Raw genomic sequence first — 15,548 nt, 5'->3', positions numbered from 1 at the left:
CACATCGGCGCACAGCGCCCGCGGCCGGAATAAACTGCGTTGCCGACCATGAGGGCAGGAAGAAGAATGGCGCCGCATGGGACATGTGGAAGCCGCGCACCTGGAGTACTGCCTGCCCGACGGACGGGTCCTGCTCGCGGACGTGTCGTTCCGGGTGGGCGAGGGCGCGGTCGTGGCGCTCGTCGGCGCGAACGGGTCCGGGAAGACCACCTTGCTGCGCCTGATCTCCGGTGAACTCACGGCCCACGCGGGCAGCTTGACCACCAGCGGTGGCCTCGGCGTGATGCCGCAGTTCGTCGGCTCCGTACGGGACGCGAGGACCGTACGGGACCTCCTGGTGTCCGTGGCACAGCCACGGATCCGGAAGGCCGCCGGCGCGGTCGACGCGGCGGAGCGCCTCGTCATGACGGTCGACGACGAGGCCGCTCAGATGGCGTACGCGCAGGCTCTGAGCGACTGGGCCGAGGCCCGCGGGTACGAGGCCGAGACCGTATGGGACATGTGCACCACCGCCGCGCTCGGCATCCCGTACGAGAAGGCCCAGTGGCGCGAGGTCCGGACGCTCAGCGGCGGCGAGCAGAAGCGGCTCGTCCTGGAGGCGCTGCTGCGCGGCCCCGACGAGGTGCTGCTGCTCGACGAACCGGACAACTACCTGGACGTTCCCGGCAAGAGATGGCTGGAGGGGCAGCTGGCCGAGACCCACAAGACCGTGCTGTTCGTCTCGCACGACCGTGAGCTCCTCGCCCGCACCGCCGAGAAGATCGTGGCCGTCGAGCCCGGTCCGGCCGGATCCGAGGTGTGGGTGCACGGCGGCGGCTTCACCACCTTCCACGCGGCCCGGCGGGAGCGGTTCGCGCGCTTCGAGGAGCTCAAGCGGCGCTGGGAGGAGAAGCACGCACAGCTGAAGAAGCTCGTCCGGGACATGCAGCAGTACGCCGCCCGCAGCGACGTGATGGCCTCGCGCTACCAAGCGGCGCAGACCCGGCTGCGCAAGTTCGAGGAGGCGGGCCGGCCACCGGAACCACCGCGCGAGCAGGAGATCAGCATGCGACTGCGCGGGGGCCGCACCGGGCTGCGCGCGGTCACCGTCGAGGACCTCGAACTGACGGGCCTGATGCGGCCGTTCGACCTGGAGGTCTTCTACGGGGAGAGGGTCGCGGTGCTCGGCTCCAACGGCTCCGGGAAATCGCACTTCCTGAGGCTGCTCGCGGGGGACCCGTCGGTGGCGCACCGGGGCGCCTGGAAACTGGGCGCGCGGGTCGTGCCGGGGCACTTCGCCCAGACGCACGCCCACCCGGAACTGCTGGGCCGCCCGCTCGTCGACACCCTGTGGACGGAACACGCCCGGGACCGGGGCGGGGCGATGTCGGTGCTGCGGCGGTACGAGCTGGAGCGCCAGGGCGACCAGCCGTTCGACAGGCTCTCGGGAGGCCAGCAGGCCCGTTTCCAGATCCTCCTCCTGGAGCTGGCCGGCACCACGATGCTGCTGCTCGACGAGCCGACGGACAACCTCGACCTGGAGTCGGCGCAGGCCCTGCAGGAGGGACTGGAGGCGTACGAGGGCACGGTCCTGGCCGTCACGCACGACCGCTGGTTCGCCGCCTCCTTCGACCGGTACCTGGTCTTCGGCGCGGACGGCGCCGTCCGCGAGACCCCCGAACCGGTCTGGGACGAACGACGGGTGACCCGCACGCGCTGACCCGCACGCTGACCCGCGCGGGGCTCGCGCCCCCGTGCGGGGCTCGCGCCCCCGTGCGGGAGGTCCGGCGGGCTCCCGTACGGGGGCGGAGCTATCGGACCAGGGCGAAGGTGCCGGCCGCGACGGCGCCGCCCACGAGGGTGCCCGCGAGGACCTGGGCGGGCGTGTGGTCCTTCAGCGCGACCCGGGACCATCCGACGACGGCGACCAGCGCGTAGGCGGGGAGGACCCGGGGGCCGTAGGTCAGGGCGAGCATGGCGACGCTCCCGGAGGAGACCGCGGCGTGCACGCTGATCTTCCAGACGGGGGTCACGGCGAGGAGCGCGGCGAGGGTGACCAGCATGGCCGCGATCAGCGCGATCATGCTCCGGGGGGCTCCGAAGGCCCACAACAGCAGGATGCCGGTCGCCACCGAGAAGATGATGAAGGTCATCACCACGATGCGCTGCTGCCGCTGGCCCACGTGCCGGTCGGCCCAGCGGCCCCGGCGGATCCCGTACTTGATGAAGGCCAGCGGAACGACCGCGGCGAACAGGCAGCCGAGGAGGCCCCACCCGATGCCGGCGAGGCGGCCGGTGTGCCAGCCGATCAGGACGGTGTCGGCGATGATCCAGGTCTTGGGATCGAGCCCGTCGGTGATCAGGCGCGCGGCCCGGGACTCGTCGGGTCGGGTGAGCGTGGTCGTCACGCCGTGGCCTCCTGGCTGGTCGCGGTGAGGAACTCGTCAGCCACCGAGGAGTGGTAGATCCGGGCTAGCTGGATGAGCTTGCCGACCTCGGCGGCGAAGTCGAGGTCGTCGATCCCGTCGGCGGCCGGCTCCTGCGTGCTGCCGACGGGCAGGGCGCCGCGGGCCTTCGCACCGCGCGCCGCCCGCAGCCAGAGCGCTTCGGCCGCCGGGCTCGTCGCCGGGTCGAACCCCGCCTGCCGCGCGACGGTCCGCGCACGTTCGCGGATGGCGTCGTCGGCGTACGCGTCGAGGGCGAGCGAGGCGTCGCGGATCTCGATGACCCTCCGGTACAGCCGCAGCCGCGGACTGCGCAGGAGCCCGGTCCTGAGGACGATGTCGGGGGTGACCGCGGTCAGGTCCTGCCACAGCGGCTGGAGCCGCCGATGGTGCCGGCCGTCCTGGACGGTGCGCCAGGCCACGCCGAACGCGGGGATGCTGCTGCCGACGAGGATGCAACCGATCGCCATGTACTTGAGGGCGTCGGTGGCGTTGTCGACCGCGATGCCGCTGGTGCTGTCCGTGAGGCCCGCGAGGCGACTCGTCATGTACCCGAACCGCACCAGCGTGTAGAGGACGCCGACGGCGGTCCCGATGCCCATGAGGCGTACGCCGGTCCGCAGCCACCGGGCACTGGCGTGCCGGGCGCTGTCCCAGAAGAGCCGGGTGGCGGTGGCCATGGCGATGCCGAGGTAGACGACGAAGACGAGGTAGTAGGCCGTGGCCCAGCCGTTGCCCGCGTTCTCCATGGAGAAGTCGGTCACCTCGCGGGGCCGCGGGACGAAGAAGACGAAGAGGACCGCCATCACGGCCATCGCCGTGAGGGCGACGTAGTGGCGGGCCCGCAACCGGCGGCCGGTCTCCGGCCGGGCGACGGCGACGACGAAGTCGACCACCGCGCCGGCCGCGATCATGCCCAGCCAGTGCTTGACGAGCGTGGACAGGTTGTTGACGCCGGCCCACTCGTCCAGGGCGAGCATCACGCCGGGGAGGCGGAGCGTCATGGAGAGGGTCAGGGCGGCGAACGCGGTCCACAGGGCACGCTGTCGGACGGTGCGGACGGCGGAGGGAACCCGCCAGACCGTCACCGCCCAGAGCATGATCAGGACGGCGATCTCGATGTGTTTCACTTCTCGGCTTTCCCTGTCACGGCTCTCGCTTCACGACCAGGTGTTTCGAACGGGGTGCCCGAGCGCGTCGTGCAGGCGCGCGAGACGGTCCTCGGCCTCGCTGGAGTTGGACTGCGTCGTGTAGCGGCCGGCCCGCTCGTGGATGAGCGTGGCGAGGGTCTCCGCCTGCCGCTCCTGCGGGCTCGCGAACTTGCTCCGCCCCATGAGGTGCGCGAGACGGTCGATGTCGAGGCCGAGTTCCTCGTCGATCGACTCGCTCGCGCGGGCCACGCTCCTGATCCGGGCCGCCTCGGCGCGGATGATCGAGGCCACGGGCAGATCGGGTCGGTCCATACCGGAAACGGGCGCGTGGGTCCGCGTCAGCAGGCGCTGGAAGTGCTCCGAGGCGCGCGCGAGTTCGTGCTCCGACGACTGCTCGGATATCTCGAGCTCGGGGGCGACGTGCCCGAGCAGCATGTGGGAGATCTCGTGGAGGACGATCTGCACCTTGAGGATCTCGGCGGCGACGGCATCGTAGAACACGAGGTCGGCGACCTCCAGGCCGATCCAGATCCCGCACGGCAGGGCGGGGTCGGGAGGACCGTCGAGGGGCAGCAGGACCAGTGGCCGGCCGCGCTGCCCGGCGATGCCCTCGCAGAAGGCCTCGAGGTCGAACGGCTGGGGGATGACGAGACGGTCCGCGACGGCGGCGCACTCCGCATCGGTGCGCTTCCACCACCGCATGGTTGCCCTCCCCGCCCTGACGCTCTCCCCGGCGCGGGGCTCAACCGCTGCGTGCCGTCGCCCACTTCGCACACCTGATCACCCGAGGGTAACCGGAAGTGCGGAGGGCGGCCGAAAGGGTGGCCCGGACAGGCCGAAAGACGCCGTCCACGCGGGTAGCGTGACCGGTTCGCGCTGCTGTGCGTTCCCCGGCCTGCTACGCGTCCTTGCGACGGCGGCGGCGCGGATTGACGTCCGGAAGGCCCTCCGCCTTCCGGAGCTGCTTGATCAGGCCGGTGACGGACCTCATGGACCCGGCGGACAGTCCGCTGAGCCGGAAGGCCGCTGCCTTGACCTGTTCGTCCTCCAGGACCTGGGCGAACTCGTCGGCCGCCGCGGCCTTCCCCATCTCCTCGCGGAGCCGCGCGATCCTCTCCTCGATCCGCTGCTCGATCGCTTCGGCGTTCTCGCCGTCGGCGAGGTATCCGACGGTGACGCCGAAGAAGTTGGCGATCGCGCGGATCGAGTCGATGCCGGGATTGGGGTTGTTGTTCAGCCGGATGGTCTGCACCGTTCCGTGCGAGACGGACGGACCGGGCAGCCGGCGGGTGCCCTCGGCGATCTCCTGGTAGGTGTACGGGCCGCGACTCACCGGGTGGATCGTCTCGATCAGGAAGCCGAGGCGGTCGCCCATGGTGTCCCGCCGCCCGGTGGGGGTCTCCTCGCCCATCACCTCACTGCTCCCGTCCGCTGCCGGCATCTCGTCCTCGAATGCTGAACCACCACCCGCATTATCTACTGGCCTAGACGGCTCGCCTCACACAGTGCAGCGAAGCGCGTCTACCCGGCTAGCGGACCTCGGTGAAAGTGACCCACGCCACAACGCCGGATGATCGCCGCGCGGGCGCTTGACAGGCCGTACGTGGGGCGACGTATGTTCATTCAGTCATCTAGTCCGCTAGATGCTTCAGTGCACTACTGCGGAGCGATTCGCGTCTAGTGTACTGAGCACGGAAGCTGGCGGACGAGAAGGACGCGGGGGAGAGTGGTGATGCCGCGACGGCGTCGGACCCCCGCGGCGGAACCGGCGTCCGGGGGATCCGCCTCCCCGTACGCCGGAGCCGAACGGCCCCGGCCGTGGGCTGGGGCACGGGGGTGCCCAGCCCACGGCACGGGGGATCCCCCGTCGCCCGGAGCGGACCGGAGGGGCGCGCCCCCGGGCGCGCCGACGGGGCCGGTTCAGCTCGGGAACAGCTCGTTCACGGCGTGCGCCAGGGACGCGAGCAGGGTGCCGTCCCGGCCGCCGGGTGCGGCGAGGGCAACGGCCAGGACCAGATCGCCCTTGTGGGTGATCGAGACGCCGACCGCGCTCAGGCCCGCCTCGGCGGCCCGGTCGGCGGCTGCCCCGGAGAGCCGGACGACGGGCGCCCCGTCGTCCCCCTTCAGGACGGCCACCTGGCAGGGACGGACCCCGCCCGTCATGCCGGTGCCGATCGCCTTGAGGACGGCCTCCTTGGCGGCGAAGCGGCCGGCCAGGAACTCCCGGGCCCTGTCGGGCCCGTACCCGGCCGCGACCGCCAGCTCGGCCTCCGTGTACGCGAAGCGCCGGAACCAGGGGCGGCCGAGCAGCCGGTCGAGCTCGTGGAGCCGGAGCAGATCGGCACCGATCGCCATCGGCCGTCAGCGCCCGTCCGCGGCAGCGGAGGCCGCGGCGGCCGTGGCGGTGAAGACCGCGTGATGGCTGCGACCGGTCAGGGGATCGGTGTCGGTCAGGACGATCCTGCGGTACGAGCGCTGCCAGTGCTCGTGGTGGAGGGCGAGTTCGAGCCAGACGCCCGTGCAGTACGAGTCGCCGGGCGCGAGGTGAACGTCGGCGCGGCCCGCCTCCGTGTCCGGCCGCGCCCCCGGTCCCCGCACCAGCAGCGTCCCGGCGTCCCATCCCGTGGGGTCCGGTGCGCCGGAGCCCACCCCCGCGAGCCGCAGCCCCGCCGCGCCGCCGGCCCCCGCCCGCAGGACCAGCGCCGCCGCCGAGTCGATGAGGGGGGTGTCCCGGACGAGGGGGAAGGGCGTCGGGAGGGTGGTCTGCTCCAGCACGGCGACGACGGCCTCGGCGGCCCGGCCGGACCGCTGGTAGGCAGCGGCGATCCGCAGCGCCGTGAACGGCGCGGCCAGCCCCTGCTGCGCGATGGCGAAGTTGGTCGCCGAGCCCCCCAGCCGGTTCGTCAGGTGCGGGGCGACCGCGGTGAACGGCACCACGTCCGGAAGGGCGTGCGCGACGACGACCAGCTGGGGCCGGGTCCCCCGCACCGCGTCGGAGTCGGCGAGCAGGTCGGCCAGGCGCCGGTGCGAGACGTGCGCGCCCCGTGCCAGCAGGTCCTCGTCGGCCTTGGCCCCGAACGGACCGAGCAGGTCGTCGTGGAAGGCCCGTACGGTGGCCGCCCGGGGAGAATCGGCCCGTGCGGGCCCGGGGCCCGCGGGCGAGCGCACGGCGGCCGCCGCTTCGAGTACGAGACCGGTCATGTCACTGCCTTCCCTTCGTCCAGCAGCCCCGCGACGTAGTCGGCGAAGGAGCGGACCGTGCGCAGGTGGTCGATGTCGAGGTCCTCGGGGTTGACGACGGCCCCCGTGCTCTCCTCGACCAGGAGCAGCAGCTCCAGTACGGAGGAGGAGTCGAGCCGCAGGTCGTCGAAGAGCCGGGTGTCCTCGGGAAGTTCGGAGACCTCCCGTTCCAGCACCTCCGCGAGTGCCTTCTCGATGGCGCGGAGCACGACGTGTCGTTCGGTCATGCCGGCGTCTCCCCCTCGTGGTGGGTGATCACCATCGCTCCGAAGGTGGCACCGAGCCCCACCGAGACCATCACGTAGTGGGCGCCCTCCACGAGCCTGCCCTCGTCGCGCAGGGTCGTGTAGTTGACGAACACGTCCGAGGCGAAGGTGTGGCTGTAGCGCGGCACGTTGTCGAGGAAGACCTTCTCCAGGGGCACCTCCAGTGCCTTGACCGCCTGGCGCCACGCGAGCATGTTGACGTTGTGCGGGATGATCAACTCGATGTCGTCGAAGGCCAGTCCCGCCTCGGCCACCGCCAGCCGGATGACCTCGGCGATCCGCGGGCCGTACTGCTGGCCGAAGTCGTTGCTCTGCTCCGGGGTCAGGTCCAGCCAGTCCGCGTACTCGCCGAGGGTGCGGGTGACGAAGGAGAGGACCGTGTCCCCGCGGCCGTCCAGGGTGACCAGGCAGGCCGCGGCCGCGTCGGCCATGATTGCGGTGTTCGGGATGTGCTGGACGATCGGGGAGAACGCGCGCTCACCCGTGATCATCAGGGCGTACGCGTTCTCGTCGCCCTCGGCGCGGAGCAGTTCGCCGATCACGTCCAGCGCGCCCAGGCTGGAGACACAGGCCTGGTGGCTCAGACCGAAGGCCTCCGCCCCGTCGAGGCCCAGCTCCCGGCGGAGCACCTGGGCGGGCTCCACGTCGGCGGGCGTGACGGCCTGCGTGGTGTGGGCGTACACCAGCCAGGCCACCCGGCCCCCGTCCGGCAACGCGTCCAGTACGCGCCGGGCGGCCGGCCGCAGCAGGTCGAACAGGTCCAGGCCGGGGTCGAAGCGCAGGGTTTCGAGGCCGTAGAACTTGCGAAAGACGCCGAGTTCGGCGCGGCGCAGGCCCAGGTGCTCGCTCAGCTCCTCGATGCGGACGCTGCGTTCGGGCAGGTACGACTCGACCCGTTCGAGCGTGGTGCGGGCCATCAGCTGGCCGCGATCTCGGCGCGGATGAGCCACAGGCGGTTGGCGCCGCGCCGGGTGCGCGGCTGCACCGCGTACGGCCAGCGGCCCGCGCCCGCCCCTTCCTCGCCGGGCTCCTTGAGGTCGGTGACCTTCCATCCGTTGGCCGCGACGAACTCCTCGGGCTCGTCGCTGCCGAAGATCCACGGGGTGCCGTCGGCGGCGAGGGTGTCGAGGAAGGGCTTGGAGAAGGGGCTGCGGAGCAGGGTGCGTCCCAGGATGTCGAACGAGAGTCGGCTGCCGGGGGCGGAGGAGGAGGCCAGCAGCCGGAGCAGCCCGGCGGCCTGCTCGTCGGTGAGGAAGAAGGTGAGGGCCTCGGCGATCCACAGGGTGGGGAGGCGGGGATCGAAGCCGGCCTTCTCCAGCTCGGGGAGCCACTCGCCGGTGAGGTCGGCGGACACTTCGCGCCGGTCGGTGCGCGGGACCGCGCCCAGGGCGTCGAGGCGGCGGCGCTTCTCCTCGATGAGGGGGCCGTGGTCGACCTCGTAGACGGTGGTGCCGTCGGCCCAGTCCAGGCGGAAGGCGCGGGTGTCCATGCCGGCGGCGATCAGGACGACCTGTTTGATCGTGCCCTCCGCGAGGACCGAGCGGATGCTCTCGTCGAGGAAGGCGGTGCGGATGGAGATGAAGGGCAGCAGGCCGCCGCCCTCGTAGCGCTCGATCAGCTCGAAGCCCTTGGGCGCGGCGAGGGCGCGGGCCAGCGGGTCGGTGTAGAGGGCGTCGTCCCGGTCGGACTCCAGGGCGCGGGCGGCGGCCATCCACTGGGCCGTGTAGGAGACTGCGTGCATGGTTCGGCCTTCTTTCGGGGGGTGGGGTCGGGGCGCGGTCGGTGGGGCGCTGCGGGGCCTCAGGCGAAGAAGGCCTTCTCGATGGTCGCCAGGGACTGGAAGTCCTCGATGTCGATCGCGTCGAAGTCGATCTCGGTGCCGCTGGCTCCCTCGATCGCGTAGACCAGTTCGACGAAGGACAGGGAGTCCACCAGCCGGTTCTCGATGATGTTGGTGTCGTGGTTCAGCTCGACGGGCTCCTCGTGACGCCCGAGGATCCAGTTCCTGACCTGGTCGATGCCCGCGTGGGTGCTGCCGGCGGTCTCGGTGGCGACGCTCATGGGGTTTCTCCTCCGTCTGTTGGTGGTGTGCTCGGTGGGGTCGTCGTTGGTGGGGTCGGCGCTGGCGGGGTGCTCGGCGCTGCGGCCAGTGCGACGGCGACGGCCACGGCCCAGCCGCCGTCGTGGCTGATGCTGACGTCGATCGGCCCGAGGCCCGCCTGTTCGGCGAGGTGCGCGGCCCTGCCGGTCAGGCGCAGGAGCGGACGGCCGCCCGGTTCCCGCAGGATCTCGATGGAGTGCCAGGGGAGCGGCGCCCCGCTGGAGCCGAACAGTTTGAAAACGGCTTCCTTGGCGGCCAGACGGCCGGCGGTGCCCGTGGCGTCCCCTGCGCAGAGCTCGCGCTCCTCGACGGTGAGCATCCGCTCGATCGCCGGTCCGGACCGCGGGGTCAGCAGCGCCGCGACGCGGGAGAGCGGTACGAGGTCCACTCCGATCCGGGGTGCGGCGGGGAGCCGGCCGACGGGGTTCAGCGCCCGCCGCCCGCGCCCGTACCCGCGGCCTCCACCGCGGTGGCGGCGGTGCGGACGGCGTCCAGCGCGGAGTCCAGATCGCCCTCGTGGCGCTCGGACAGGACGTGCAGCCAGCGCTCCAGGCCGAAGGCCACGCACGAGGTGAAGGCGTGCCCTCCGGAGGCGAGGCGGATGTCGCAGCGCTCGCCGAAGAAGTTGCGGTGCGTGTTCACGGAGGCGATGGCCAGGTCGCCGTACTGGAACTCGTACTTGACCGGGCTGAGCTTGGCGAGGAGTGCCCGGGCGCCGTCGTTCTGGAAGAAGGGGTCGGTGGCCGCCTGGCGGTCGAGTCCGATGTCCAGCGCGGCGGAGAAGGACTCGATGCGCTCGGTGAAGCGGGCGATGACCTGCTGGGTGTGCTCGAAGTCGCCCAGGGCGACGATCTCACGCATCTGGAAACTGGCCAGGCGGCGCAGGCCGTTGTAGTGGTCCTCGTTGCGGAAGCAGCGGTTGACGAGGGTGAGCAGGGTGTCGTCCGGGACGGTCCCGCCCTCATGGTAGAGGTAGGCGCCGTAGCAGGTGGCGTGCGGCAGCCCGTAGCGGGATTCCCGCAGTTGCTCCGGAGCGAACCGCCCGTCCACCGGCTTGGCCTCTCCCGGCCCGAGGTCGAGGGAGCCCGCGACCCAGGCGAGATGCGGGAAGTTCGTGTAGACGTCGAACTTCTCCAGGTCGGTGACCGGGAAGAGCGGCGGGGGGCTGATCTCCTCCGCGCCTTCCGTGAGACCCCATCCGGCGAAGATCCCGTCGAGCTCGCGCAGCAATCGCGTGGACGCCGGTCCCAATATGGCCAGCGCGGGGGATTGCCCGCTTCCCGTCAGCCGGTTCATCGGATGATTCCCGTCTTCTCCAGGAACTTGGCGGTCTTGCGGAAGGTCCGTTCCTCGGCCCTGGCCCGGGCCGGCGAGGCGAGCAGGATGCGGCGCACCTCGTGCGGGTTCTCCAAGCCCGCGTCGCGGTAGACCTGCGGGTGGTAGAGGGACTCGAAGCTGTGGGTCATGTAGCGCCGCAAGTACGAGGAGATCTGCTCGAGCTCCTCCTCGCTCGCTGTGGCGCGCACGTCCTGGAAGAGGAGCTGGACGAGCTCGCGGCCGAAGGCGATGTGGCGGGACTCGTCCTGGTGGTGGAGGCGGTTGATCGCCCGGATCGTCTCGTGGAGCCGCTTGTCGACCGCCATCGCGGAGTTGTAGTGGTCGACCAGCTCTTCGAAGATCATGATCCGCGCGAAGACCAGCAGGCTCTCGATCTTCGCGGGGTGCGTCCCGGAACCGCCGCCGGCGCCGGCGGGCTGCCGGTAGATCCTGCCGTTGCCGTAACGCAGGCAGAATTCGGCGAAGAACCACATGTGCTCGTTCTCCTCACCGATGAAGTGGTGGAAGAACTCCGACGGGATCTCGAATCCCTTGGTGTGGATCCGGCTGACCACTTCGATGAGCAGTTCGCGTATCCCGTGCACGTTCAGGCTGTAGAAATTGATGCTCTCGTAGCGGGAGAGGGAATAAAGCTGCTCTGCGTCGAGCCGCCCGGCCAGTTCGGTGTCATGCGTGGTGGTGAGTTCCGGACTCATCCACCACATGTCCTGTGGCAATTCCTCAGGCCATTCGAAGAGCCGGTAGGGGTTGTAGTAGTCGTCGATCGACTTCGCGGTGAGGCGGCCCAGGATCCCCTGGAACCGTTCGCTGCGCTCTAGTACCTCGCTGACCATGGAGTCAGTGGCCTCCGTTCGGATGGGAGTTGCTGGCTCGTTCCGGGTTCGAAACTATGCGCGCCCCGTGCTGTCGTTCAATGCCCGGAAGTGGCCTGGCCGGGTTCGGACACCACTCGGCCACAGGGCCGAAATCGCGCCGTGGGGCCAGGTGTCATATCCAACAGGGGTCATTCTCGGATACCGTCGCAGTGCCGGGCTGTTCGACGGAACAGTGACAGGTGGGCGATTTGCACGGCTGCTGAAGGATTCGAGCGGATCGCTCCGACCAATTTCCCGACGCCGTCCGCACCTGAGGGGGTCACGCCCGTGTCACCGCATTCCGCCGTGAAGGGTCCCGCTTCGTCCGGCACGCCGGAGACGGCCTCCGGGCCCCGGACCGGGGCCTCCCCGGAAAGCGGTGTGGACGGCGGTTCGGCAGCCATGGGACGCCGGATCCGGATGCTCCGCCGGCGGGCCCAGCTGAGCCAGCGCGAGCTCGCGGACAAGGCCGGAATGAGCACGAGGGCGTTGCGCGACATCGAACGCGGCCGGGTGCTGCGGCCGCAGCTGCGCACCGTGCAGCGTCTCGCCGTCGCCCTGGAACTCCCCGACTTCGAGGCGGGCGAACTGCACGCGGCGGCCCGTGAGAAGCCGGCCCGCGAACCGGGCCGGCTGCGCTTCGCGGTCCTCGGTACGCTCGTGGTCCGGCGCGGCGACAGTCAGGTCCCGCTCACCCGTCCCATGATCCGTCGGCTGGTGGGCCTGCTCGCCCTGCGCCACCCCCACGCCGCCACCCACCAGGAGATCATCGACACCCTCTGGCCGAGCGGCCCCCCGCAGTCCTGGCGCAGCCTCATCCACACCTACATCAGCCAGGCCCGGCAAGCACTCGAACCCGGGCGGCCCCCCGGTGATCCGGCTCCCGTCGTCGAACTGCTGCCCAGCGGATACCGGTTGCGCCCCGAGAGCGTCCAGACCGACCTCGGACGCTTCCAGGAGCTGCTCACGCGGGCCCGGCGCACCCACGCCGCCGGCGAACCGGAAATGGCCCGGGAGGCACTGGCCCAAGCGCTGGCGTGCTGGCGGGGACCGGTGCTCAGCGACGTCGACGCCCTCTTCGACCAGCACCCCCAGGCCGTCCAGGCCGCCGAACGCCGCGCCGAGGCAGCCCTGTTGTACGCCGACCTCTGCCTCACCCTGAACCGGCCCGGCCAAGCCCTGCCCGTGCTGTGGGAGATGGCGGGCACCGAACCCCTCCACGAGGGGGTGCACGGCCGGCTGATCCTCGCCCTCGCGGGCTGCGGCGAGCAGGCCGCCGCCCTCGGCGTCTACTCCGGCCTGCGCGAGCGCCTCGACGAACAGCTCGGCATCGAGCCCGGGCCGGAGCTGCGGGAGATCCACCTGCGCGTGCTGCGCCAGCAGATACCGCAACCGGAGCGGAACCTGCCCGCACCCGCCGCCGGGACCACGGGCGTCGCGGCCGGGTCGGGAGCGGGCGCGTCCGGGTCGGGCACGGTCGGGTCGGGCACGGCCGGGTCGGGCGCGGCCGGGGCGGGCGCGCCGACCGGTGGGGCCCCGGCCGGTGCCGCCGGCCCGCCGGTCCCTCCCGGAGCCCGGTCCGCGGTGCCCGCCGCACCGATCCCGGTCAGGCCCTCCCAACTGCCGGCCGCCGCCTCCTCGTACGTAGGACGCTCCCACCAACTCCAGGAGCTGGACTCGCTTCTGTCGGCGGAGCCCACCGCCCACGCCGGGGTCATGACGGTGGTCGGTCCGCCCGGCGTCGGCAAGACCGCGCTGGTCCTGCACTGGGCGCACGTCCACGAGGAGGAGTTCGGCGACGGGCAGCTCTTCGCGGACCTGCGCGGACACTCCCCGCTCCCCGCGCTGAGCCCCGCCGACGTCCTCGCCCGCTTCCTGCGCGCCCTCGGCGCGCCGCCGGACGGCATCCCCGCGGGCGAGGAGGAGGCCGCCGCGCTCTACCGCACCCTCCTCGCGGACCGGCGCATGCTGATCGTCCTCGACAACGCCCGCAGTGCCGACCAGGTCCGTCCCCTGCTACCGGGCAGCGGACGCTGCCGGGTGGTCATCACCAGCCGCAGCCAGCTCGCGGGACTCGTCGCCGCGGAGGGCGCCCGCCGGCTGGGCCTCGACGTGCTGAACCTCTCCGAGGCCCACACCCTGCTGGGCCGCATCCTCGGGGAGGACCGGGTCGCCGCCGAACCCGACGCCGTCGTCAACCTGGCCCGGCTGTGCGGCTGGCTGCCGCTCGCCATCCGCATCGCCGGAGCCAACCTGCTCGCCAACCCGTCCCTCACCGTGAGCCAGTACTGCGCCGAGCTGGCCGGCGGCAGCCTGATCGGCGGTCTCCAGGTCGAGGGGGACGAACGCTCCACGGTCAGGGCCGCCTTCGACCTCTCCTACCTGGCGCTGCCCGAGGCGGCGCGGCGCGTGTTCCGACTGCTGAGCCTCATCCCCGGCACCGACATCACCCCGCTCGCGGCGGCCGCCCTCACCGGGCAGAGCGCCGCCGACACCGGACGGCTGCTGCGCGGCCTGGCCCACTCCCACCTCGTCCTGGAGCCCACCCCGGGCAGGTACGGGATGCACGACCTGCTGCGCTCCTACGCCCGGGAACTGGCTGGGGAGCAGGAGGCGGAAGAGTCCCTGCGGCGGCTGCTGGACTGGTACCTGACCCGGGCGGAGGCGGCCGCCGAGCTGCCCGACCGCGAGGGCGCGGAGTGGCTGGCCGCGGAACGCGAGAACCTCGTCAGCGCCGTCCTGTACACCGGGCAGAGCGGGGCGCACCGGCTCGCGTGGCGGCTCGCGGAGGCACTCCACGGCCACCTCTCGCTCGGCATGCACACCGCTGACCGGCTCGCGGTGGCCCGTGCGGGCCTCGCGGCCGCCCTCGCGGACGGCGACCTGCGGGCCCAGTCGGCCGCCCTGCTGCGGCTCGGCGACTGCGACTGGGCCGCCGGCCGCAACGCGGAGGCCGAGCAGCAGTATTCGCGCGCGCTCGAACTGGCCGAGCAGGCCGCCTGGATCGAGGGCCAGGCCGCCCTGCTGCGCCGGATCGGGGCCGCGCACCAGGAGAACGGGGCCATGCGGAAGGCCGTCCACTTCCTTTCCCGGGCCCGCGACCTGACCGAGGCAGGCGCGTCCACGGGAGTCGCGGAGGGTGTCGGGGCGGCGGACGACCTGATCAGCCAGGGCCTGATGTGCTGGAAGCTGGGCTCGCTCCACCAGGCCGTCGACCACTACACCCGGGCGGCCCGGATCTTCGAAGGGCTGGGCTCGGTGGGCGGGGCGGCGATCGCGCACACCAACCTCGGCATCGTCTACCGGGCCCTGGGCCGACCCCTGGACGCGATCCAGGTGATGAGCCGAGCCCTCCCGGTGTTCGTGGAGGAAGGCAACAGGGCGAGCGAGACCGTGGCGCTGAGCTGTCTGTCCACCGCCCACTCCGACCTGGGCGACCACGTCGGTGGTGCGGGCCTGGCCCGCCGGGCCGTCGCCCTGGCGCAGGAGCTGGACAACACGCGATTGGAGGCCAGCGCGTGGTTCTCGATGGGAGCCGCGCTGGAACGCGCCGGTGACCCGGCCGCCGCCGACTGCTACCGGCGGGCGCTGCGACTGGCCGACACCGTCAACGACCGCTATCCGCAGGCCTATGCGCTCATCGGGCTGGCCACCACCACCCTGCGCGCGGGCGCTCCCGAGGAGGCCCTCGCCGCCGTCGGCAAGGCTCTCGACCTCGCACTGGAATCGGGGTTCCAGCTCCTCGAAGCCTCCGCGCTGGGCGTCCTCGCTCTGGTACGGACACGGCTGGGCGACCCGGGGGTCGCGCTCGCCGTGGGCGGGCAGGCCCTGGAGCTGCACCGGAAGACCGGCCACCGGCCCGGCGAGGCACGCAGCCACATGGCACTCGGCGAGGCGTACGCGGCCCTGGGCGACGGCGTCCGGGCCTTCGGGCACCGTCGTAGGGCGCTGCTGCTCTTCCGGGAGATGCGCATCCCCGGCTTCCGGGAGTCGGTGCGCGGTGTGGAAAGCGGTGCGGGAAGCGGTGCGGCCGGCCGGTACTGACCTGCCGGGGGGAGCCGTTGCGGGTTCTGCCGCCGCGCGTCGGCCCGCTCCAGTGCGGGGATGCTCCGCGCAGGTCAGGACCGGTGAAGGGGCGGCAGGCCCGGTCCTCGGAGGGGCCCGCGGCGCTATGG

At 72.0% G+C, this 15,548-nt stretch carries 15 protein-coding genes; 2 read left to right on the top strand and 13 right to left on the bottom strand.

Features of this window, described 5'->3' with window-relative positions; genetic code table 11:
- Window positions 1-76 precede the first annotated feature (76 nt).
- Window positions 77-1,699 carry an ABC-F family ATP-binding cassette domain-containing protein gene (locus tag ACFWW8_RS14550; RefSeq protein WP_386528208.1) on the top strand — a complete coding sequence of 541 codons (1,623 nt, stop codon included), beginning with the start codon at window positions 77-79 and terminating at the stop codon, window positions 1,697-1,699.
- A gap of 91 nt (window positions 1,700-1,790) precedes the next feature.
- Here the strand turns inward: ACFWW8_RS14550 and ACFWW8_RS14545 are convergent, their stop codons facing one another.
- From ACFWW8_RS14545 to ACFWW8_RS14485, 13 genes are all read right to left on the bottom strand, one after another.
- Window positions 1,791-2,387, bottom strand: coding sequence for a phosphatase PAP2 family protein (locus ACFWW8_RS14545; RefSeq protein WP_386528205.1), 597 nt, complete (start codon window positions 2,385-2,387; stop codon window positions 1,791-1,793).
- On the bottom strand, window positions 2,384-3,553 hold the full coding sequence (locus tag ACFWW8_RS14540) for an MAB_1171c family putative transporter (RefSeq protein ID WP_386528202.1): 1,170 nt from the start codon (window positions 3,551-3,553) through the stop codon (window positions 2,384-2,386). The genes ACFWW8_RS14545 and ACFWW8_RS14540 overlap by 4 nt, the downstream gene beginning before the upstream one ends.
- 30 nt (window positions 3,554-3,583) lie before the next feature.
- Window positions 3,584-4,276 (bottom strand): hypothetical protein, encoded by a 693-nt coding sequence (locus tag ACFWW8_RS14535; RefSeq protein WP_386528200.1) that lies wholly within the window; start codon window positions 4,274-4,276, stop codon window positions 3,584-3,586.
- Window positions 4,277-4,472: 196 nt separating this feature from the next.
- Window positions 4,473-5,015 carry an XRE family transcriptional regulator gene (locus ACFWW8_RS14530; protein WP_386528197.1) on the bottom strand — a complete coding sequence of 181 codons (543 nt, stop codon included), beginning with the start codon at window positions 5,013-5,015 and terminating at the stop codon, window positions 4,473-4,475.
- Window positions 5,016-5,494: 479 nt separating this feature from the next.
- Window positions 5,495-5,929: a holo-ACP synthase gene (locus ACFWW8_RS14525; RefSeq protein ID WP_386528195.1), complete on the bottom strand. Its 435-nt coding sequence runs from the start codon at window positions 5,927-5,929 to the stop codon at window positions 5,495-5,497.
- 6 nt (window positions 5,930-5,935) lie between these two features.
- Window positions 5,936-6,775: a hypothetical protein gene (locus tag ACFWW8_RS14520; protein ID WP_386528193.1), complete on the bottom strand. Its 840-nt coding sequence runs from the start codon at window positions 6,773-6,775 to the stop codon at window positions 5,936-5,938.
- On the bottom strand, window positions 6,772-7,041 hold the full coding sequence (locus ACFWW8_RS14515) for a phosphopantetheine-binding protein (RefSeq protein ID WP_386528190.1): 270 nt from the start codon (window positions 7,039-7,041) through the stop codon (window positions 6,772-6,774). Before ACFWW8_RS14515 ends, ACFWW8_RS14520 begins: the two co-directional genes overlap by 4 nt.
- Entirely contained in the window at window positions 7,038-7,997 is a 960-nt protein-coding gene (locus tag ACFWW8_RS14510) for a 3-oxoacyl-[acyl-carrier-protein] synthase III C-terminal domain-containing protein (RefSeq protein ID WP_386528188.1), read from the bottom strand. The genes ACFWW8_RS14515 and ACFWW8_RS14510 overlap by 4 nt, the downstream gene beginning before the upstream one ends.
- Window positions 7,997-8,821, bottom strand: coding sequence for a class I SAM-dependent methyltransferase (locus ACFWW8_RS14505; protein WP_386528186.1), 825 nt, complete (start codon window positions 8,819-8,821; stop codon window positions 7,997-7,999). Before ACFWW8_RS14505 ends, ACFWW8_RS14510 begins: the two co-directional genes overlap by 1 nt.
- 59 nt (window positions 8,822-8,880) lie before the next feature.
- The gene (locus tag ACFWW8_RS14500) at window positions 8,881-9,141 is read right to left on the bottom strand and encodes an acyl carrier protein (protein WP_386528184.1); all 261 of its coding nucleotides are present in this window, start codon (window positions 9,139-9,141) and stop codon (window positions 8,881-8,883) included.
- Window positions 9,138-9,569, bottom strand: coding sequence for a holo-ACP synthase (locus ACFWW8_RS14495; RefSeq protein ID WP_386528182.1), 432 nt, complete (start codon window positions 9,567-9,569; stop codon window positions 9,138-9,140). The genes ACFWW8_RS14500 and ACFWW8_RS14495 overlap by 4 nt, the downstream gene beginning before the upstream one ends.
- 38 nt (window positions 9,570-9,607) lie before the next feature.
- A complete protein-coding gene (locus ACFWW8_RS14490; protein ID WP_386528179.1) occupies window positions 9,608-10,477 on the bottom strand; it encodes a hypothetical protein in 870 nt (289 codons plus the stop codon).
- Window positions 10,474-11,352: a diiron oxygenase gene (locus tag ACFWW8_RS14485; RefSeq protein WP_386528176.1), complete on the bottom strand. Its 879-nt coding sequence runs from the start codon at window positions 11,350-11,352 to the stop codon at window positions 10,474-10,476. Before ACFWW8_RS14485 ends, ACFWW8_RS14490 begins: the two co-directional genes overlap by 4 nt.
- Before the next feature lie 423 nt (window positions 11,353-11,775).
- Between ACFWW8_RS14485 and ACFWW8_RS14480 the strand changes: the two genes are divergently transcribed.
- Complete coding sequence (locus ACFWW8_RS14480) at window positions 11,776-15,417, top strand: BTAD domain-containing putative transcriptional regulator (protein WP_386528173.1); 3,642 nt, start codon at window positions 11,776-11,778, stop codon at window positions 15,415-15,417.
- Window positions 15,418-15,548: the final 131 nt, after the last annotated feature.

This window comes from Streptomyces sp. NPDC058701 (assembly GCF_042715295.1).
Classification (GTDB): Bacteria; Actinomycetota; Actinomycetes; order Streptomycetales; family Streptomycetaceae; genus Streptomyces.
Note: the sequence above shows the minus strand (reverse complement) of the source record. Positions and strands in the feature narration are given on the sequence as shown.